Annotated in this window: 17 protein-coding genes and 1 pseudogene; all 18 read left to right on the top strand. The window is 60.5% G+C overall.

All coding sequences use genetic code 11. From position 1 onward, the window contains the following. The first annotated feature begins 2 nt into the window (after positions 1–2). The 18 genes and pseudogenes from C2U30_RS06850 to C2U30_RS06765 all read left to right on the top strand — a co-directional run bounded on the left by C2U30_RS06850 (position 3) and on the right by C2U30_RS06765 (position 20,285). A complete protein-coding gene (locus tag C2U30_RS06850) occupies positions 3–578 on the top strand; it encodes a DUF3486 family protein (protein WP_058059546.1) in 576 nt (191 codons plus the stop codon). Beyond that, entirely contained in the window at positions 578–2,146 is a 1,569-nt protein-coding gene (locus tag C2U30_RS06845; protein ID WP_103243487.1) for a terminase large subunit domain-containing protein, read from the top strand. The genes C2U30_RS06850 and C2U30_RS06845 overlap by 1 nt, the downstream gene beginning before the upstream one ends. After that, on the top strand, positions 2,146–3,723 hold the full coding sequence (locus C2U30_RS06840; RefSeq protein ID WP_103243486.1) for a DUF935 domain-containing protein: 1,578 nt from the start codon (positions 2,146–2,148) through the stop codon (positions 3,721–3,723). Before C2U30_RS06845 ends, C2U30_RS06840 begins: the two co-directional genes overlap by 1 nt. Beyond that, positions 3,723–4,163: pseudogene (locus tag C2U30_RS23155) on the top strand (phage head morphogenesis protein); the annotation flags it as partial. The gene C2U30_RS06840 and the pseudogene C2U30_RS23155, both read left to right, overlap by 1 nt. Before the next feature lie 1,067 nt (positions 4,164–5,230). Continuing rightward, positions 5,231–5,431 (top strand): hypothetical protein, encoded by a 201-nt coding sequence (locus C2U30_RS06830; protein WP_103243484.1) that lies wholly within the window; start codon positions 5,231–5,233, stop codon positions 5,429–5,431. Continuing rightward, positions 5,431–5,877: a phage virion morphogenesis protein gene (locus tag C2U30_RS06825; protein ID WP_103243483.1), complete on the top strand. Its 447-nt coding sequence runs from the start codon at positions 5,431–5,433 to the stop codon at positions 5,875–5,877. The genes C2U30_RS06830 and C2U30_RS06825 overlap by 1 nt, the downstream gene beginning before the upstream one ends. 360 nt (positions 5,878–6,237) lie before the next feature. After that, positions 6,238–7,866: a phosphoethanolamine transferase gene (locus C2U30_RS06820; protein ID WP_103243482.1), complete on the top strand. Its 1,629-nt coding sequence runs from the start codon at positions 6,238–6,240 to the stop codon at positions 7,864–7,866. 23 nt (positions 7,867–7,889) lie between these two features. Continuing rightward, positions 7,890–8,270 (top strand): diacylglycerol kinase, encoded by a 381-nt coding sequence (locus C2U30_RS06815; RefSeq protein ID WP_103243481.1) that lies wholly within the window; start codon positions 7,890–7,892, stop codon positions 8,268–8,270. A 139-nt stretch (positions 8,271–8,409) separates the two neighbouring features. Then, on the top strand, positions 8,410–8,922 hold the full coding sequence (locus C2U30_RS06810) for a cytochrome b (RefSeq protein ID WP_103243480.1): 513 nt from the start codon (positions 8,410–8,412) through the stop codon (positions 8,920–8,922). A gap of 119 nt (positions 8,923–9,041) precedes the next feature. Further along, positions 9,042–10,217 carry a phage protease gene (locus C2U30_RS06805; protein ID WP_103243479.1) on the top strand — a complete coding sequence of 392 codons (1,176 nt, stop codon included), beginning with the start codon at positions 9,042–9,044 and terminating at the stop codon, positions 10,215–10,217. A gap of 44 nt (positions 10,218–10,261) precedes the next feature. Beyond that, positions 10,262–11,170, top strand: coding sequence for a Mu-like prophage major head subunit gpT family protein (locus tag C2U30_RS06800; protein WP_103243478.1), 909 nt, complete (start codon positions 10,262–10,264; stop codon positions 11,168–11,170). A gap of 103 nt (positions 11,171–11,273) precedes the next feature. Further along, positions 11,274–11,735, top strand: a complete 462-nt coding sequence (locus C2U30_RS06795; RefSeq protein WP_103243477.1) for a Rho termination factor N-terminal domain-containing protein — start codon at positions 11,274–11,276, stop codon at positions 11,733–11,735. Position 11,736: 1 nt separating this feature from the next. Further along, a complete protein-coding gene (locus tag C2U30_RS06790) occupies positions 11,737–12,150 on the top strand; it encodes a gp436 family protein (RefSeq protein ID WP_103243476.1) in 414 nt (137 codons plus the stop codon). Next, positions 12,147–12,593, top strand: coding sequence for a phage tail terminator protein (locus C2U30_RS06785; protein ID WP_103243475.1), 447 nt, complete (start codon positions 12,147–12,149; stop codon positions 12,591–12,593). Before C2U30_RS06790 ends, C2U30_RS06785 begins: the two co-directional genes overlap by 4 nt. Further along, on the top strand, positions 12,593–13,342 hold the full coding sequence (locus C2U30_RS06780; protein ID WP_103243474.1) for a hypothetical protein: 750 nt from the start codon (positions 12,593–12,595) through the stop codon (positions 13,340–13,342). Before C2U30_RS06785 ends, C2U30_RS06780 begins: the two co-directional genes overlap by 1 nt. Before the next feature lie 144 nt (positions 13,343–13,486). After that, positions 13,487–16,330 carry a tape measure protein gene (locus C2U30_RS06775; protein WP_103243473.1) on the top strand — a complete coding sequence of 948 codons (2,844 nt, stop codon included), beginning with the start codon at positions 13,487–13,489 and terminating at the stop codon, positions 16,328–16,330. Further along, complete coding sequence (locus C2U30_RS06770) at positions 16,327–16,695, top strand: hypothetical protein (protein WP_103243472.1); 369 nt, start codon at positions 16,327–16,329, stop codon at positions 16,693–16,695. The genes C2U30_RS06775 and C2U30_RS06770 overlap by 4 nt, the downstream gene beginning before the upstream one ends. Next, positions 16,692–20,285, top strand: coding sequence for a curculin (mannose-binding) lectin protein (locus C2U30_RS06765; protein WP_103243471.1), 3,594 nt, complete (start codon positions 16,692–16,694; stop codon positions 20,283–20,285). The genes C2U30_RS06770 and C2U30_RS06765 overlap by 4 nt, the downstream gene beginning before the upstream one ends. Positions 20,286–20,295 lie beyond the last annotated feature (10 nt).

The raw sequence follows: 20,295 nt of genomic DNA, 5'->3' as shown, positions 1-20,295 counted from the left end.
GCATGGCCGAGAAACCGACCCGAGGCCGCGCCAGCAAGGTGTGGCTGCTGCCTGAGTCTATCCGCAACGCGCTCAACGAGATGCTGCGGGACAAAGGCAACAGTCAGGCCGCCATCCTGGATGAAATCAACGGTCTGATCGAGGAGGCGGGGTTGCCCGATGATCTCAAGCTTTCCCGCTCCGGGTTAAGCCGTCATGCCAGCCAGGTTGAACAGGTCGGCCAGCACCTGCGGGATTTGCGCGAAACCACGGCCGCCTTGACCTCCCAGCTTGGCGACAAGCCGATGGGGGAGACCACCAAGCTCATTCTGGAGCTGGGCCGTTCCCAGTTGTTCAAGGCGATGCTGGCTCAGGTACAGAACCCGGAGGAGGCGGTGGATATCGACATGCTGAAAAACGCCATGCTGGCGGCTCAGCGGCTCGAATCCACAGCCATGCAGAGTCATAAGCGGGAGAAAGAGATCCGCCAGGCATTTGCCGAAGAGATCGCCGCCAAGACTGAAGCCATCGTAACTCAGGCGGGCTTGAGCGGTGAAGCCGCCGCCGAGATACGCCGCGAAATCCTGGGGATTGCCTGATGACCGCCATTGCTCAGACCCCTATCGCCCAGCAGTTAGCCCAGACCCTGGGTACCGAATACAACTCCGACGAGGTGTTGCTGCCGTACCAACGGATCTGGATTGCCGACGAGAGCCCGCTCAAGATTGCCGAGAAGAGCCGCCGTACCGGTATCACCTGGGCTGAGGCGGCCGACGCTGCCCTGACGGCCTCCAAGACCAAGACGGCCGGGGGTTGCCACCACTTTTATGTGGGCAGCAACAAGGAGATGGCCCGCGAGTTTATCGATGCGGTGGCGATGTGGGCCAAGGCGTACAACAAGGCGGCCGGTGAGATCCAGGAGGAGGTGTTCACCGACGATGAGGATAAAGCGATCCTCACCTTCGTGGTCTATTTCGCCTCTGGCTTCAAGGTGCAGGCGCTCTCCAGCAACCCCTCCAACCTGCGGGGGATGCAGGGCAATGTGACCATCGACGAGGCTGCTTTCCACGACCGACTGGCCGAGGTGTTGAAGGCCGCCATGGCGCTGACCATGTGGGGCGCCAAGGTGCGCTTGATCAGTACCCATAACGGCGTCGATAACCTGTTTAACCAGCTCATCAACGACAGCCGAGCGGGCCGCAAAGAGTATTCCATCCATACCATCAGCCTGGACGATGCTTGCCGCCAGGGGCTCTATCGCCGGATCTGCCAGGTCAAGGACGGCCTTTGGACACAGGAAGCAGAGGACGCCTGGAAGGCGGGGCTGCTCAAGGCCACCGCCACCGAAGAGGATGCCCTTGAGGAGTATTTCTGCGTACCCAAGCAGAGCAGCGGCGTCTATATCAAGCGCACCCTGATCGAGCGGGCGATGCAACCGGATATCCCTATTCTGCGCTTTACCGCCCCCAAAGACTTCGAACTGCAGAGCGAGGAGACCCGTAAGGCAGTGGTGGATATCTGGTGCGAGGAGAACCTCAAGCCCTGTCTGGAAGCACTCGATCGCAGTTGCCGCCATGCGTTTGGAGAGGACTTCGCCCGCAAGGGCGATTTGTCGGTGTTCGTTCCGCTCTCCATCGCCACCAACTTGCGCAAACGGGTGCCCTTTGTGGTGGAGCTGGTCAATGCCCCCTATGAGAGTCAGCGCCAGATCCTGTTCTACCTGCTGCAGGGGCTGCACCGTTTCACGGCGGCGGCCTTCGATGCCACCGGTAACGGCGGCTATCTGGCAGAGGCGGCCCGCTTGCGCTGGGGGGCCGGAATGATCGAGTGCGTGATGCTCAATGACCCCTGGTATCGGGAGTGGATGCCCAAGCTCAAGGCCGAGTTCGAGGATGGCAACCTGACAATCCCGCGCCATGCAGACGTGCAGGATGACTTGGGGAAAATCCAGGTCATCAACGGCATCCCCAAGATCGACAAGGGCAAGAACACCGGCCAAGGGGGCCAACAGCGCCACGGTGACTTTGCGGTGGCCTTGGCCATGGCGGTGCGGGCCAGCTGGATGGAGGGGGGCGCCATCGAGTTCACCCCACTACCAGGTAAACGTGATGACCATGGCAGCGACAACAACGATGACTATCACCGATATGAGCGAGGAGCCTGGTAATGGGCAGGATCATTGATATCCATGGCAAAGCCATGAGCCTGGAAAAAGAGCCGCAGACCGAGAACGATGCCAAGTTGGCCCAGCTGCGCCGTCACTACAGCGATCACCCGACCATCGGGCTGACCCCAGGCAAAGCAGCTGCTGCACTGAAAGAGGCCGAGGAAGGGGGCCTGATCGCCCAGTGCGAGCTGGCCGAAGACATGGAGGAGAAGGATGCCCACCTGCAGAGCGAGCTCGGCAAACGCCGCCGCGCCCTGCTGGGGGTGAGTTGGACAATCGAGCCGCCTCGCAATGCCACCCCGGCCGAGAAGCGCGATGCCGAGCTTATCCGGGAGCTGCTGGAGGACTTCACCTGGTTGGATGATGCCATCTTTGACGCCACCGACGGGATCCTCAAGGGGTTCAGTGCCCAGGAGTTCAGCGGCTGGGAGATGGTCGAGGGGCTGCAAATCCCCAAGGGTATCATCTGGCGCGACCCTGCCTGGTTCCAGACCCACCCCGACGATCGCAATCAGCTGCGCTTGCGAGACGGCAGCCAGGAAGGGGTTGCTCTCAACCCGTTTGGCTGGCTGCTGCACAAGGCCAAGTCAAAATCGGGGTATCTGGCTCGCACCGGCCTTGTCCGCACCCTGGTCTGGCCGTTCCTGTTCAAGAATTACAGTGTGCGGGATCTTGCCGAGTTTCTGGAAATCTACGGCCTGCCGGTGCGGCTGGGCAAATACCCGGAAGGGGCGACCGAAAAAGAGAAGGCCACCCTGCTGCAGGCGGTGCTCTCCATCGGCCATAACGCCGGGGGCATTATCCCGCGCGGGATGGAGATTGAGTTCCAGAACGCTGCCAGTGGTCAGGCTGATCCCTTCGTGGTGATGATGGAGTGGTGCGAGCGCTCCATGAGCAAGGCCATCCTGGGGGGCACCTTGACCTCACAGGCTGATGGCAAGAGCTCGACCAATGCCCTGGGCAATGTCCATAACGAGGTGCGCCAGGAGGTACGGGATGCCGACCTGCGTCAGCTGGCCGCCACCCTGACCCGCGATCTGGTTTATCCGCTCTATGCCCTGAACGGCAAGAGCTACCAGGGGCCGCGCCGTTGCCCCCGGTTGGAGTTTGATGTGACCGAGCCGGAGGATATGCGCGATTTGGCCTATCCACTGCGGGCTCTGGTGGGGATGGGAATGCAGATCCCGGCGCAGTGGGTACGGGATAAGTTGCAGATCCCGACCCCCAAAGAGGGGGAGGAGGTACTGATCATCGTTGACAAACAGGCCGGGCAGGGAGAGGCCGCGCTCAAGGCAAAGGGACTGGCCGCGCTGGCTGCAAGTAAAGGTGAAGCCGACAAGGGGGATAACAACGATGCCCAGTTGGCCCGGCTGCAGGCCGAGGCGGCCCCTCTGCTGGCGGGGATGACCGATGCTGTCCAGGCGCTGGTGATGCAAGCCACTACCCTGGAAGAGATCCGGGATGGCTTGTTGGCACTGGAACCAGAGCTCAGCCATGACGAACTGGGGGCGCTGATGGCGCAAGCCATCGCCGCCAGCGAGCTGCTCGGCATGCTTGAGATGGAGGAGGGCCGCTGATGCCCGTTCGCTATGGTTCCTTGCCCTTTGCCGAGGCGATCGCCTTCTTTCGCCAGAAGCTCGATATGCCGAGCGAACGCTGGGCCGATGTGTGGCGCGATGCCCATAACCGCGCCTTTATGGTGGCGGGGGCCACCAAGACGGATCTGCTGGCTGACCTGCGCGGGGCGGTAGACAAGGCGATCAGTGAAGGGCAATCCATCGGGGCCTTTCAGAAGGCGTTCAAGGAGATTGTGGCCCGCCACGGTTGGGAGCATACCGGGCCCGCGTCCTGGCGTTCGCAGGTTATCTTCGAGACCAACCTGCGCCAGAGCTATAACGCCGGGCGTGAAGAGCAGATCCAGCGCATCAAGCACAAACGCCCCTATGCGCTCTATCGTCATGGGGACTCCGAGCACCCCAGGGAGTTGCACCTCAAGTGGAACAACTTGGTACTGCCGGTTGATCACCCCTGGTGGGAGGCGCACAGCCCCAGTAACGGCTATGGCTGCAAGTGCAAGAAGTACCTGCTCTCCGAGGCAGACCTCAAGCGGCGCGGTTTGGCGGTCGGCAAGGCCCCGGATGATGGCAAATATGAGTGGGTGGACAAGGCCACCGGGGAGTTGCACAAGATCCCCAGAGGTATCGACCCCGGCTTTGATTATCGTCCCCAGACCCCGGCAGACCTGACCAAGGTGGTGGCCAAGCGCGAAGCGGCCAAGCCTGCGTTGGCCGAGCGCCTGCCAGAGCGGATAGTGGAGAGCGTCTTCTCCAGTGTCAAAGGTGTCACCGCCCAAGGTTTGAGTGACCTGATGGCCCAGTTGCCAGCTCCCCAGCGTGAACCGTTGGCGGCGTTCCTCAAGGCACATCCGGTCAAAACGCTGTTTATCAAGCAGGCCGAGATGGGGAAGGGGGCGGCAGGGCTCAAGGTTGCCCCGGCTATCGCTGATTACTTGGGCAAAGATCCCTATCTGGTGCGCTCCTTTTACTATTCGCGCCGGGCCAGCAGGGTTAACGGCTTTACCGCAACCAGCTGGGATCATCTGGTTATCAAGGTAAAGGGGGGCGATACTTTAAAGACGGTGGATATGCAGGCAGTGCAAGCGGCGGCTGCCGACGTGTTGGCTGATGCCTACGCTAATCGCGGCCCGCGCCAATTGCTGCCAAGAGGCGCCAGTGGTGCAGCCTTGCGCCGTCATTGGAGTGTGTCGGCCAATGTAGGCGATAAACTGGGGGAGTCGGCCCAGCGGATCTCGACCTGGTTGCATGAACTCGGCCATCAGGTTCACTTCTGGGCCGGGGAGCTCAATCTCACCGGTATCGGTCTGATTACCGAATATGCCGGAACCAATGGCAAAGAGATGGCTGCCGAGGCGTTTGCCGCCTGGGTGCTGGCGAGGGAATCCATGCTGGAGTACTTTCCCGAACTGGCCAAGGGGGTGGAAGCCATGCTGGCCAAAGCAACGGCAGCCACTACCAAAGGCGGCCGCTAGTGGCCCCGGAGATCAAAATATAAAGGAGCGAGAAGATGACCTTGCTGGAACAAGCCAGCGCCCTGCTGGCACAGGATGGCCCCTTTACCCTGGCGCAAGCCAAGGCGCTGGATGCCTTGTGTGAGCAAGCCCGTGATGAGGAAGCTGACCTGATGGGGGATCTCTGGGAGGCCGCCATGGCAGTCGCTGATGAGGAGGCCTTGCATTATATGACCACCTTTGAGGATGAGATCTGATGGCGGGCAGCTTTATCGCCATCAGCCACCATGGGGTGGCTGATGCCCACGAACTGCTGGCCAAGCTCTACCAGCAAACCGGTGATCTCAGTGAGCCGCTGGCCGATATTGGCGAGGGGCTGCAGCTGTCGCACCGGGATCGCTGGGATGTGCAAGAGAGTCCGGAAGGGGAGCCCTGGGCCCCGCTCTCGGAGAAGTACCGTGCCCGCAAGCCGCGTCATGCCGATGAGGTGCTGCGTCTGAACGACGATCTGCGCGATACCCTCAACTATCAGGCCGAACCCCAGACTCTCTACTTTGGTACCCCCATGGGATATGGTGCCGCCCACCAGTTCGGCCGTGAGGAGATTCACCTGCCCGAGCGTCCCTATATGGGGCTGTCAGAAGAGGATAAACAGAGCGTGTTGGAGACGTTGGAGAGCTATCTGGCCTCCGAAGGGCTGTAACTCTCTTGGCGCTATTCTGGGATTAATCTGGACGGATGCTTGTCCGAAATAGAGCATGCGCCTTCATGAGGCCATTAAACACGTTTAAACAGTGTTGCCGTTACAGTTGTCACCCGCGCTTGTCCCTCTCTCAGTTGCCAACACGGTAGAGAGGGCGCCGTGCTCCTCATTTTGGCCTGAAACACTGTCACCACTACTCACTTCCGTCGAACATTGTTCTTAAGTTTTCCTTAAGAATGCGCCAATAACATGTGTCGTTGCCTCTGTATGACAACGCTTGCTGTTATAAATGACATTTTTGTTTCTAGCTATTGTTTTTGTTGTTAACGGGGCCGTAACATCATGGTTTTTAACGGGTAAATGGACACCCCAAAAATGAAAATAAAAGTAGTACCCTTTGTGTTATTGGTGGCATTTGGTTTTTCCTTATTACAAAACTGGCCGATTTTATTACATTTTGCCGATATTCTGCTCGGGCTCGAACATTTCAAGATTGGTTTCGCTATTTCCATCCCCATCGTATTGATTGCGGCACTGAACTTCGTGCTGATGCCCTTTTCCATTCGCTATTTTGTGAAGCCCTTTTTCGCCTTCCTGTTCATCGCAGGTTCGATAGTCAGCTATGCCATGCTGAAGTACCGGGTCATTTTTGACCGGGACATGGTGCAAAATGTGCTCGAAACTAACAGTGGCGAGGCGGGAGCCTACCTCAACCTCTCTGTCATCTTGTGGGTCGCGCTCATCGGTGTGTTGCCCGCCGTGCTGCTCTTCTTTGTCAAGATCGAGTATCCCCAGCGCTGGTATCGTGGCCTGTTGGCCAGAGGTGCGTCCATGCTGGCCTCCCTGGCGGTGGTCGGCGTGGTGCTGGCGCTCTACTACCAGGACTATGCGTCGGTCGGGCGCAACAACACGACGCTGAACAAGGAGGTGGTACCGGCCAATTATGTCTATGCCACCGCCAGATATGTCTATAAACGCTATCTGCAGGCACCCATGCCGTTTCAAAAGATTGGCGAAGATGCCACGCGCGAGCCCGGCAAGGAGAAGCCCACCCTGATGTTCCTGGTTGTGGGAGAGACGGCCCGTGGTGAAAACCTCTCCATGAACGGGTATGCCAAAGAGACGAATCCGTTTACCTCGAAACAGGAAAATGTGGTGTCGTTCAAGGATGTGCGCTCCTGTGGTACGGCGACGGCAGTCTCGGTGCCCTGCATGTTCTCGAACATGGGGCGTGCTGGATTTGACAGCAACAAGGCTCGCAATAGCGAAGGCTTGTTGGATGTGTTGCAACGCACCCAGGTCAGCGTGCTGTGGAAGGAGAACGATGGAGGGTGCAAGGGAGTGTGTGACCGGGTTCCGACCATCGAGATCAAGCCTGCGGACTTCCCGGCCCTGTGTGACAAGGAGACCTGCTTTGACGAGGTCATGCTGGAAAACCTGCAGCACGAAATCGCCAATATGAAAGGGGACAAGCTGGTGGCCTTCCATCTGATCGGCAGTCATGGCCCGACCTACTACAAACGCTATCCCGATGAGCATCGCCACTTCCAACCGGACTGTCCGCGCAGCGATATCGAGAACTGCACCAGCGAGGAGCTGATGAATACCTATGACAACACGATCCGTTATACCGACAACGTGGTTGCCAAGATGATCGAGCGGCTCAAGCAGTATGAAGGGAACTACAACACCGCCCTCATTTATCTCTCCGACCATGGGGAGTCCCTGGGGGAACTGGGGCTTTATCTGCACGGTACCCCCTACAAGTTTGCCCCGGATGAGCAAACCAAAGTGCCATTCCAGGTCTGGATGTCGCCGGGTTATATCGTCGAGAAAGGCATGAACATGGCGTGTTTGCGTGACAGTGCCGCCGCCAAAAGCTATTCCCACGACAACCTGTTCTCGTCCGTGCTGGGACTCTGGGGGGTGAACAGTCAGGTTTACAATCCGGAGCTGGACATGTTCCAGCCGTGCCGGACAACACAATAATTCAGATATAGGAGGGGCCTTGTATGGCCAAACCAGGTGCTACCGGTTTGATCCGGGTGATCCATGCCACCGGCTACAGCATGAAAGGGCTGAACTCGGCCTGGCGGCATGAGGCCGCATTTCGTCAAGAATTGCTGCTGATCCTCTTGCTGACGCCGCTGGCGTTTGTGGTGGGCAAGGATCTGCCACAGACCCTGTTGCTGCTTGTGCTGGCCTGGCTCGTGGTGGTGGTCGAGATCCTAAATTCGGCCATCGAGGCCGTGGTGGATCGCATTGGCCACGAGCACCATGAACTCTCCGGACGGGCCAAGGATCTCGGTTCGGCCGCCGTCTTCATCACCCTGATGATGAATCTGGTGGCATGGGGAGCACTGGCGGGACGCAACCTGCTACATCTGTGGTGAGCGTAGTGAGTCCACAAGGGGCCGGATGGCCCTTTGTTTATTTCTCAGCGGCTTAAGTTTCGCTTAATCGAGTCTGACTACACTCAACAGGTATTCGAACGGATTTCACTACCCATGCCGGTGCCATCAAGGAGCAATCATGAACAAATACCCATCCCCCCTGATCGTCATTCACTGGATGACCGTGGTTTTGGTGCTGACGGCCTATGCCACCAGCGGCGATCCGACCCGGGGCGCCACTACCATGGACTTCCTGGTTGGCCAGACTCATGTGCTGAGTGGCAGCCTGTTGTTCATCCTGGTGCTATGCCGTCTGTTTGTCCGTCGCCTGATGCCGGTGCCTGAGGTGATGGCGCATACCCCATGGCTCACCCTGGCGGCCAAGGCAGGGCATGGTCTGCTCTATCTGTTTATGTTGCTGACGCCGGTGGCGGGCTGGCTCAAGCTCTCCGGCAAGGTGACCTACTTTGACGCTATCTTGTTCGAGCTTCCCCTGATGGGGAAACCTGGACCCTTGTTGCATCAGTTGGGCAATCTCCATCAGACGATAGGCAATGTGTTCATTACTCTGGTGGGCTTGCATGCTGCGGCCGCTTTGCTGCATCACTACTATTTCAAAGATGACACCTTGAGAAAGATGATGTTTCGCTGATGATTGTGTGATTGCTGTAATGGGTATCCGAGCTGTGAGAGAAATCATCTGACGGCCAGAGGGAAAGTAAATGCAATCGCCGTCATATCTCTAATCCACCATAAACCCCATCTCTTTTCATGCCGCCGCACTATGGCGGCATGAACATATCCAAGACCCAATACTCAACGCCCCTCGTGGCCATCCTCCATGCCAACCCAGTCAGCGGGGAGCGGCTGGCGGTGCTCGATGCGCATTTAACCCCTCAAGGCGATGGCTGGTACCAGTTGTTGCCGGTCGGCCCGTTCAAAGCCCGTGATGGTCGCCCATTCGATGTGGCGAGTGGCCACTGGCAACTGGACGGGCAGATCGCGGCTGCCCTGATTGCCCGTGCCAAAGTGCTTGGACAAGACATCCTGATCGACTACGACCACCAGACCCTCAAGACTGACCAGAATGGCCAGCCTGCACCTGCGGCCGGTTGGTACAACGCTGACGAAATTGAATGGCGCGAGGGGCAGGGCCTCTTTATCAAGCCTCGCTGGACCGAGCGGGCTGCCGCCTTGGTGGCTGCCAAAGAGTACCGATTCCTTTCTGCAGTCTTTCCCTATGACGCCCAGGGCCGCCCGCTGGAACTGCGGATGACCGCCATCACCAATGATCCTGGTGTGGTGGGTATGCAGGCACTGGCAGCTCTCAGTGCCTTACCCCTCAAGACCAATCAACCCGGCCAGTTGGCCACTGTACCCAAGGAGAGACCCATGAACGAGGCAATGCTCGCCCTGCTGGCCAAGCTGGGCATTCAGGTGGAGGAGGGCTGCGAGCTCACCGCCGAACAGGGACAGGCTGCCCTGTCGGCCCTCGACACCCTGCAAAGCGCGGCAGGCAAAACTGCCAGCGCAGAAGCCGCTTTGGCTGCCCTCAAGGCCCAGCCGGTGCAACAGGGCGGCCAGATTGACCTGGCCAAGTATGTGCCGGTGGCGACCTATAACGCCCTGGTGACTGAAGTGGCCACGTTGAGCGCCAAGGTCGAGACCACGGATGCCACGACCCTGCTCAAAGATGCCCGTGCCCAGGGCAAGGTGGTGGCCGCAGAAGAGGAGTATTTGACCGCCTATGCCGCCCAGAAGGGGGTGGCAGCCCTCAAGGCATTGCTGGAGCCCCGTCCGGCGATTGCCGCCCTGGCCGCCAGCCAGACCACCCAGGTGACTCTGCCTGAGAAGAAGGGGGATGCGGTGCTCTCGGCGGATGACAAGTATGCCGCCGACCAGCTCGGTATCAGCCACGAAGAGTTTGCCAAGGCCAAGCAGGCTTAAGCGCAGACCCTACCACGCCATTTATCCAGAGAAGGAACACCCGTATGGCCATGATTACACCCGCGCTGTTGCAGGCCCTCTTCACCGGCTTCAAGAAGAACTTTGAAGACGCCAAGGGTGAAGCGCCTGCCCAGTACACCAAGATCGCTACCGTGATCAAATCGACCACCAAGTCCAACACCTATGGCTGGTTGGGCAAGTTCCCCAATCTGCGCAAGTGGGTCGGTGATCGGGTGATCGAGTCGATGAAGGCGCACGGTTACCAGATCGTCAACGAAGACTTCGAGGCCACCGTCGGCGTCGATCGCAACGATATCGAAGATGACGAGCTGGGTATCTACGCGCCGATGTTTGCCGAGATGGGCCGTTCGGCGGGTATTCACCCCGATGAGCTCTGCTTTGGTCTGCTCGGTGCTGGCTTCACCACGCCTTGCTATGACGGCCAGTATTTCTTCGACACCGATCACCCTGTCTATCCCAAGGCCGATGGCACCGGTACCCCTGTTCTGAGCGCCAACGTGGTGGTGGATGCCGGTTATCAGGGGGAGCCCTGGTTCCTGCTCGATACCAGCCGTGCTCTCAAGCCAGTCATCTTCCAGGATCGCAAGTCGCCGCAGTTGATTGCCATGACTAAGGTCGATGACGAGTCGGTATTCACCCGCAAGGAGTTCCGTTACGGGGTCGATTGCCGCGATGCCGCAGGCTTTGGCTTCTGGCAACTGGCCTTTGCCAACAAGCGGGCGTTGACCCCCGACAACCTGTGGGATTCTTTCTCCAAGATGCGGGAGTTTCAAGCCGATGGTGGCCGAAAGCTCGGGGTGAAGGCCACTCTGCTGGTGGTACCGCCCTCCCTTGAGAAGCTGGCGACCCAGATGCTGGAGCGAGAGCTGTCGAACAGCAGCAGCAACGAGCTGAAAGGCAAGTTGGAGCTGGTGGTGGCTGACTACCTCTAACCCTGCGTTATGCCTGTTTAAAGCGGGGTTAAACAGCTGCCAGGCACTGTTTAACCCCCGGTTTAAACAGCCTCTCTATCAGATACGACGAGGAAAACATGAGATGGAACAAGAGATGGAACTGGCTATTCGAGTGGGGATTACGTCAACAGTTCGTCAGGTCTATTTTCGCGCGGGCCTGCCGATTGTACCGGGCAAGTCTGAGATGGTTGTGTCGCCTGAGCAGTGCGCGACCCTGGAGAGCGACCCGCGTCTGGTGGTCGTCCGGTTGGCTGAAGACGCCAGCCTTCAGGCAGGTGATGCACCATCGGCGCCTGGGGATCTGGACGCAACACTGGGCGTCCTGACCGGTTCGGGCTATCTGGCAGGGGTTGTCACCTTGGCTGGCAAGGTCACGCCGCTGGCCGAGATGAAGGTCGATGGGCTGCGCGAGCTGGCGCTGCAGATGGGTATCCCGGAGGCGGCCAAGCTCAAGAAGGCCGAACTGGTGACAGCGATCGCCGCGACCGAAGTGCAATACCCGGTCAAGGATGAGCAGTCATCTGGCCAGAACGGAGAGCAGTGATATGTACGCCAGCGTCAATGACATGGTAATCCGCTTTGGCGAGGCCGAGTTGCTACGCCTGGCCATGATGCCGACCGGTGAGCTGGATCAGGCGGCCATCACCATCGCCCTGCAGGATGCAGGCGCCTTGATCGATGGCTATCTGGCGGGTCGCTATCCCTTGCCGCTGGCCCATATCCCGAGTGCCCTGGTACCTATCTGCGCCGATATCGCCCGTCACCGTCTCTATGGTGAACAAGCACCGGAGCAGATAGCCAAGCGCAATGAGGCCGCCCTGGCCTTTCTGAAATCGGTTGGCAAGGGGGAGCTGGCGCTGGGGTTGGCATCCGATGGCGCCACCCTGGAGAGCCAGAACCTGGCTCAACTGCAGTCGGATGGGCGGGTGTTCGGGCGGGATAAGGGGGGCTTTCTATGAGCCAACCCGCCAACCCGTCTGGTACCGAACTCGACTACCTGCAGGCGGGCGAGCGGCTGCGTGAGCTGCTGACCCCCCTGAAAACCAAGGGGCTCAAGGAGGTGTTTGTGGCCACCGATGTGGCGGCCATCGCCAATCTGGGCCAGCACAGCCCGGCGGTGCATGTGGTCTATCAGGGCGAACGTGAGAGCGAAGGCACCCAGTCAGGCCGGGCCAGCAGCTTTGATCAGCTCTGGTTGCTGGTGCTGGTGCATCGTGCCAGCCCCAGGGAGGTCAGTGCCGGAGTGTGGCTTGGCCGCATCCTGCAGGCCGTCAGTGGGCGAGCATGTGGTGACAGTACCTTTCGCCGCGAAACCCCACCGGTCAAACCCAGTTACAGCGGCGGTGCGGCTTATTTGCCGCTTGCCTTTACTACCCGAGTGAAATTCAAAGGAGAGCGATGATGAGCGAAACACTGCACCTGGAAGGGGATCTCTTTATCGAGACCTTTACCAACGGGGTCTCGGCCGGGGTGATTGGCCCCATCGATGTGGATAGCCTGGAAGTGAAACCCGACAGCCAGAAGATCTCCATTCCCAGCAAGCGCAAGGGGCAATACGGTCAGGCGCGGGAGAACTACCACATTCCCAAGCCTGCCATGGTCACCATCAAGACCACCGAGATCCCGCCCGTGCTGCTGGCCGCCGCCTTTATGGGTCTGGAGAGCCCCATTAATCAGGGGGCCGGGACGCTGACTGATCTGCCGGTGACCCTGCCCGCCTATCCAAAGTGGGCCCAGCTGGGCAAGAGCAATATTGCCGCAACCGGTCTGGCCATCAAGGAAGGGGCCACGGCGCTGGTAGTGGGTACCGATATCGAGGTTAACTATGCGCTCGGGCTGGTACGGGCGATCAAGGGTGGCTCGGTGGCGGACGGTGGCAGCTTGACGGTCAGCGGTACCTATAACGCGGTGACTGGTACCCGCATCGCGGGCAACATCCAGCCGGAGATCAAGGCGCGACTGCTGCTTGATGGCCGCAGTATCGTCAGTGGCGAAACAATCAAACTGACAGTGCCCCGTGCCAGCTTGTCCCCCAAGAAGGCGGTGGACTTTATGAGCGACAAGCCCATCGAGATCGAGCTGGAGGGGGAGCTGCTGGCCGTGGATGGCGAGACTGCCCCCTTCTATGTGGATCGACCGGTCACCGTTTAACCCCTGCTTGTTGTTCAACCGACTCAAAGGCCCCGATCGCTCGGGGCCTTTGCTTATGACTAATCCGCCATAAACCCGCCCATCCCTGCCCATCCTGCACCATATGGCAATCGGCCCAGTAGCCTTATGAGCGCAGGAAATCTGATGAGCACCAACACCACCCTCAAACTTGCCCTGGAGCTGGCGGCCAAAGTCACCGGCCGGGAAGACTTGGCCGCGTTGGCGGGTGAGGTGCAGGAGCTGGGCCCGATCTCGGACGAGACGGCCTCCGAAACGGCGCAACTGGCTGAAACCCTCGAATCGTTAAGCCGCCAGCAGGCGCTGATCCAGCAGTTCAATGATTCAAAGGCCGCCCTGACCCAGCTCGAACTGGCGACCGTGCTCAGCCGTGACAAGCTGGAGCAGTTGCGCCGCGAGCAGCAAGCAGGCAGCGGTGACGCCAAGGCGCTGGCCGAACAAGAGCGGTTGCTGACTTCCGAGGTCAAGCAGCTGGAGCGCCAGCTGGTCGCTCAATCCGCCAGTCATACCCGCCTGCACGCAGGGCTCAAGCAGTCCGGGCTCGACACCAAGAACCTTGCCCAGGAACAGCAGCGCCTGCAGCGTGAGCTGACCAGGAGTGTTGCCCAGACCGAACGGCTGGGGCGCGAGCTTAGCCAGGGTGGGCAGCATGCCGGTGGTTTTCAAGGGGCCATCGGCAGTCTGACCGGCCGCCTGGTGGCCATGGCCGGTACTTGGTTCGGTATCCAGACCCTCACCAGCCAACTGATGGCCATGTTCCAGACTGGCGATCAGGCCGAGCGCCTCGATGTGCAGCTCAAGGCGGTGATGGGGTCGATTGCCGGTGGCAAAGAGGCGTCAGCCTGGATCCAGGACTTTGCCAAGAATACCCCCCTGCAGCTCAGTGAAGTCACCCAGGTGTTCGTGCGCCTCAAGGCGTTCGGCATCGACCCCATGGCGGGGGCCATGCAGGGCATTGTCGATCAGGCGTTCAAGTTGGGCGGCGGTTTTGAAGAGGTGCAGGGTATCTCCTTGGCGCTCGGCCAGGCTTGGGCCAAGCAGAAGCTGCAGGGTGAGGAGATCCTGCAGCTGATTGAGCGGGGCGTACCTGTCTGGCAGATGCTGGAGCAGGTGACTGGCAAGAATACTGCCGAGCTGCAGAAGCTCTCTGAGGCAGGCAAGCTGGGCCGCGAGACCATCTCTGCGCTGATGAATGAGATTGCCACCCAATCGCGCGGGGCGGCTGCCGACAACATGAGTCTGCTTTCCGGGCTTATCTCCAATGCCCAGGACAACCTCGCCAAGTTTTACCGGATGGTGGCCGAGAGCGGGGCGCTGGCCTGGCTCAAAAACCAGCTGGCCAACCTTAACGCTGAATTCGACAGGATGGCCAATGATGGTCGCCTGCAGGAGTGGGCGCAGCGCCTCTCCGATGGTTTTATCTCCATGGGGGAAACCCTCAAGTCGCTGATCCAGACCCTCTATGAGTGGCGCACCGCGCTGACCGTGCTGGCCCAGGCTTGGTGGGGATTAAAAATTGCCAGCTGGATCGGCGAGCTGCGCGGTCTTTATGCCCAGTTTATCGCCATGCCGGTGGCGACAGCGACAGCGGCAGGCGGCATGACCACTGCTGGAACTGCAGCGGCGGCTGCCTCGATAGGTGTTAGGGCCCTGGGCTTGGCCGTCAAGGGGTTGCTGGCTGCCGTGACGGTCGAATCCATCATCCAGATCACCCAGTTCGCCTCTGCCTTGCGCCAACTGGTGCAGGCTGAGCTGGCGCTCCGGGAGGCTCAGGCGCTGCGCTCCGAGACTCAGGCCCGCCTCAATGGTCAGTTTGCGGCCCTGTCAGCCGAGCTTGGTTTCGCCATCACCAGCATGGCGGATCTTGATCGCCTGGTCGCCGAGGGCAAGGTGCATTACGACGAGGCCACCGGAAGCTGGCGACAAGGGGCTGCAGCCGTTAAAGCGCTGGGTGATGAGGCCAAGAGTACCCGTGATTATCTGGCCGAGATCAATGCGGTGGCAAAGCAAACCGCAGCTGATGGCCCAGCCAAACTGGCTGAGGCGTTTAAGGTGCTCGGCCTCGATTTTGAGCAGGCCAATGGCCGTATCGGTGCGGGATTTCAGAAGACCATCGGCGCCCTGGATGTATTGGTGGCACACACGGGGGCCAGTAGTGCCGCCATCGAGGAGGCGCTGGCCGCCGCCTACAACAGCGCCAAGACCACCGCCGAGATCGATGCGGTGATCGAGCGTCAGACGCAACTGGCCGCCCAGGGCAAAATCACAGGGGATGCGCTGGCTCGCTCCATGGCCATCGCCGCCGATGCCATGGCCAAGGTGAAAGGGGGGAGTGGCGATACCAAGCAGGCCGTTGCTGCCATTGGTGATGGTTTTGACGAAGCAGCAGCGCGGGCCAAAGGGGCCACAGATGCGATGCGGGCTAATCTGCGCGGCGTGCAGGATGAGGCCAAGCAGACCCAGACCAGCCTTGCCAGTAGCGGCGGGGGCGGTGGTCGAGGTGATATCACTCGCACCGTGAATGCCGGTTCCTTCTACTACAAGAGCGTGGATATCAACAGCCTGCGTGGCAATGCCGAGGGGCTGGCCAATACCCTGGCCGGAGTGGAGGAGGAGCTGGCCCGCTACAGCCAGAAGGTCAAGGACATTCCGGCCTACAGCGAGTGGAGCAAGTATTACGGCGAGAAGTTCCAGAAGGAGATGGAGGTGATGCAGGCCCGCCTCAAAGAGGAGCTCAACAAAGCGTTGGCCAAAGAGAGTGCCAAAACCAATCAGGCCGCAGCTCAGCCACCGGCTTCGGCTGTCGCGCCATCTCCCCCCGGCCCCAACTCCCCAGGAACACGCAGGCCCTTGTCCGAGCGGATCACAATAGAGCTCAAAGGGGCAGGGGGCTCGGCCGAACTGCAGGCCGATGAGGCCAATGCGAATGCCCTGATATCCCTTCTTAAACAGCAAGGACTTCGCCAATGAACGTGACCTTAAACAGCGTGCTGCTGCCAGATGATCTGGTCTGGCGCGACGAGTTCGAGTGGGCGCCAGTCGAGCAGGTGGTGACCCCGACCTTGAGTGGCGCCCTGTTGGTGGAGGAGACCGCCAAGCCCGAGGGGCGGCCGCTGACTCTGAGCGGGCATTGCTCCCGCGCCAAGGTGCAGGAGCTCAAGGCGCTGGAGGTGCAGGTGGCCCAGCTGATGACGTTGACCCTGCTCGATGGCGTGGCCCGCACTGTGGTGTGGCGCCGCCCTGGCGTGGTGGCCATGCCACTGGTGGAGATGGCCGACCCGGAAGGGGGCGACCCCTATGTCTTGACCCTGAATCTTACAGAGGTAACCCCATGACCATTCTCTCTGGCGATATCGTGTTGTTGGCCAGCCAGCGCCTGGTTGATACCGATGACGGCGGCGGTCGCATCACTGGCCGCGAGATCATCAGCGGCAACCATAACAGCCTGTTCCCTGACATAAGCGACATGGATCGGGCCTATGGCACCGTGAATATGCGCAAGGCGTTTCTGGCGGTGCAGACGGACGACACCGACACCTACTATGGCGCCAATGCCATGGTGCTGCTGCCGCCCAGTGACCCCAGCGTCAACCTGACGCTGATGACCACCAAAGACCACAACGACACCCGCGATAACGCCCGCAACACCCTGGAGCGCTATCAGGCCCGAGGCCCGAAGTGGCAGGGGGTGCTCTACGATACCCAGCTGGAAGGGCAGCGGGCGATCCGCATCCTGCAACGCATTGAGGTGCGGTTGCCGGAGATCGGGGAGGTGCTGGTGCTGGTCGGCAACGAAGGGAAGGGGAACGAGGTTGAGCAGTATGTGCGGGTTGACCGGGTAACCGCCGAGCTGCGCAAGTTCGGGGTAGCAGGCTACCAGGGCGAGTTCACCCGCAACGTGGTCACTTGCGTGATCACTGACCCACTGCGTCACACCTTTGAAGGGGAGCAGCCCAGCCCCTATGACCAGGCAACCACCAAGACCACCCTGCGGGAAACCGTGGTGGCCGATGCCGCCAACTACTTTTCGACCACCAAGCTGGTCGCGGATGCGGCGCTCGGGGCAATGCGGGTGCAGGCCAAGACCATTTTCACCCAGCTGGTACCCAGTGCCCGCAGTGAAACCCCGGTGGTGGATCTGACCGCTGCCGGTGAGCTGGGCGCTCTGCTGGAATCCGGGGTTGGCAGTCCCCACACCTTCACCACCACCTCACCGGTCAGCCCCAGTCAGGGGCTGTTCCTGGGGATTGGTGCCATGCCGGGCAGCGTATCGGTCACCATCGGCGCGGCAGTGATCACCGACAAGGGCGGCGAGCTGTTCCTGGTCGGTACCGTGGTGGGGGCTATCGACTACGGGCGCGGCCTGCTGACCTTCAACAGCCAGTGCCCGAACTATGGCGCGGCCAGCAAAACCGTGAGCTTTCGCCCGGCAGTGATGCCATCGCGCATCGCTGACACGGCCCAGATCCAGATCGCCGCCAACAACCGGGGCTATGCCTACACCGCGACCCTGCTGCCCACCCCTTGCCCCGGTTCGTTGACCGTCAGCTATCTGGCCCAGGGCAAATGGTACGACCTCAAAGACAACGGGCGCGGGGAGCTGTTTGGCCAGGACAAATCCTATGGCTCTGGCCTGCTCAACTTCACCACCGGCTCTGTGGTGTTGACCCTGGGGGCGCTGCCGGATGTGAACAGCGCGATCATGTTCAGCTGGGGTACCAAGGTCTCTTACCTCAACCGCGCCAGTATGGTACTGGATCCGGTGCAGCTGACCCATAAGCTGGCCCATGAGGGGATCACCCCCAACAGCCTGACCCTGACCTGGCAAGCCGGTGGCGCGACCAAAACCGCCATCGACAACGGGGCGGGCCAGCTGACCGGGGATGCCACCGGCACCATCAACTATGTGACCGGCGATCTGGCCCTGCGGGTGGCAACCCTGCCAGATGGCGGTCAGGAGTACCAGGTTGTTTACCAGTACGGCGAGCCGGACACCCAACGCTTTGACTACCCGGCCCGTAACCCGGACGGGACGATCACCCTGCAGCTGACCAAGCAGAACCTGACCCCCAGGATGGTCTCGCTGCGCTGGAATGCCCTTTATGAGGATGTGAAGGACGACACCGAACTGGTGATCGCTACCCGTGACCCGATCATCAGTGTGCGCGACAACGGCGCGGGCAAGCTGCTGGATGCGGCAGGGGTGGAACGGGGCAGCGTCAACTACACCACCGGCCAGATCACCATCAAGCCGGATGGCCAGGGCGGCATTCCAAAAACCCGCTATGAGTGGCGCACCATCGGCACCTATGGCGATGGCCACGGTAACACCATTGCCCGCCAGCGCTGGACACTGGTGGAGATCTACTACGTGCAGGCCGCTTACCTGTTCCCGGTGGACGACAGTGGTTGGGTCGAGGTGGAGTACCGCAGCAACAATGCAAGCCAAGCGGGCCAAGATACCGTGAAGGCTACCCCGCTGGTGCTGGATATCACCCCGCGCAATGGCGAGGCGATCCTGGCCAACTCAGTGCGCTTTGCGCTGGGTGGGTCGGTCTATGTGGACAGGCAAGGTATCCTCTATCGCAACATCGACCCAGCAACCGGGGCCGGTGAGCAGGCCGGGACGCTGGATTACGCCACCGGCAAGGCCACCGTCACGGTCTGGAACCCTGGTGCGGCGCCCGTACCTGCCCTGAGTTCGCTGGTCACCAGCATGGTGGCCCAGACGGTGGACGAGGTGACATTCAGGACGCCGGGGGCTCCCATTGCGCCATCCAGCCTCTACCTGAGTGGCAACACCGCAGACGGGCGCCGGTTTGAGGTGACCGCCAACGGCGATGGCACCATCACCAGCCAGGATGTAACCGGCAAGGTGGACTATCAGACCGGGGTGGTCTCGGTGCGCTTTGGCCGCTTGGTGACGGCAGCGGGCAACGAGAGTAAACCCTGGTTTGACCCGGATAGGGTGGTCGATGGCAAGATCTGGCGCCCCTTGTCGGTGGTGGCTGACACCATCCGGTTTAATGCGGTGGTCTATAGCTATCTGCCGCTCGATGCGGATCTGATCAAGCTGGATCCGGTGCGCCTGCCATCCGATGGCCGGGTGCCCTTCATTCGCAAGGGTTACATCGTGGTGGTGCATTCCACCAAGCGCAGCGCCTTCCCCATGGGGGTACAGGCCGGGCAGCAGCTCAACACCGGGCGCGAACGGCTGGCCTATTGCCGGGTGGAGGACAAGAACGGCAAGGAGCTGGCGCCGCAGCTCTACAGCGTCAACATGAACAGCGGGATGGTGACCTTAGCCAGCCCGCTGAACCTGACCGGCTATGTGGAGCCGCTGACCGTGGTTCACCGGATCGAGGATATGAGCTTGGCCACCGATGTGGAGATTTCTGGCCGGATCACCCTGGCTCGGCCCCTCAGTCACAACTATGAGGCGGCGGATACCCTGGTCTCCAGCGCCCTCATTATCGGTGACCTGTGGGCCCGCTATGGGGCGCTGTTCGACCAGCGCACCTGGACAAATAACTGGTCTGATTTTCTGATTGGCGACCCCTGCACGGCGGAATACAACGACACGGATTTCCCGATCGTGGTGACCAACCGGGCGACCCTGCAAGAGCGCTGGGCCATCATCTTCCAGACCACCACCACGTTTATTTTGGTCGGCGAGCATGTGGGCCAAATTGCGGTGGGGGACGTGAATACCGACTTTGCCCCCATCAACCCCAACAACGGCCAGCCCTATTTCAGGCTTGACCGCCGTGGCTGGGGGGCCGGGTGGGCTGTGGGCAACGTGCTGCGCTTCAACACCTACGCCGCCAATTACCCGATCTGGTTTATCCGCACCATCTTGCAGTCGGTGGCCGCGGTAGATACCGACCGTTTCGAGGCCCAGCTCAGGGGCAACGTCAACCGTTAACCGGTGAGGC

The sequence above is a fragment of the Aeromonas sp. ASNIH5 genome, assembly GCF_002902865.1.
Lineage (GTDB): Bacteria > Pseudomonadota > Gammaproteobacteria > Enterobacterales > Aeromonadaceae > Aeromonas > Aeromonas caviae.
The sequence above is the reverse complement of the archived record's forward strand: the minus strand, read 5'-3'. Positions and strand labels throughout refer to the sequence as shown.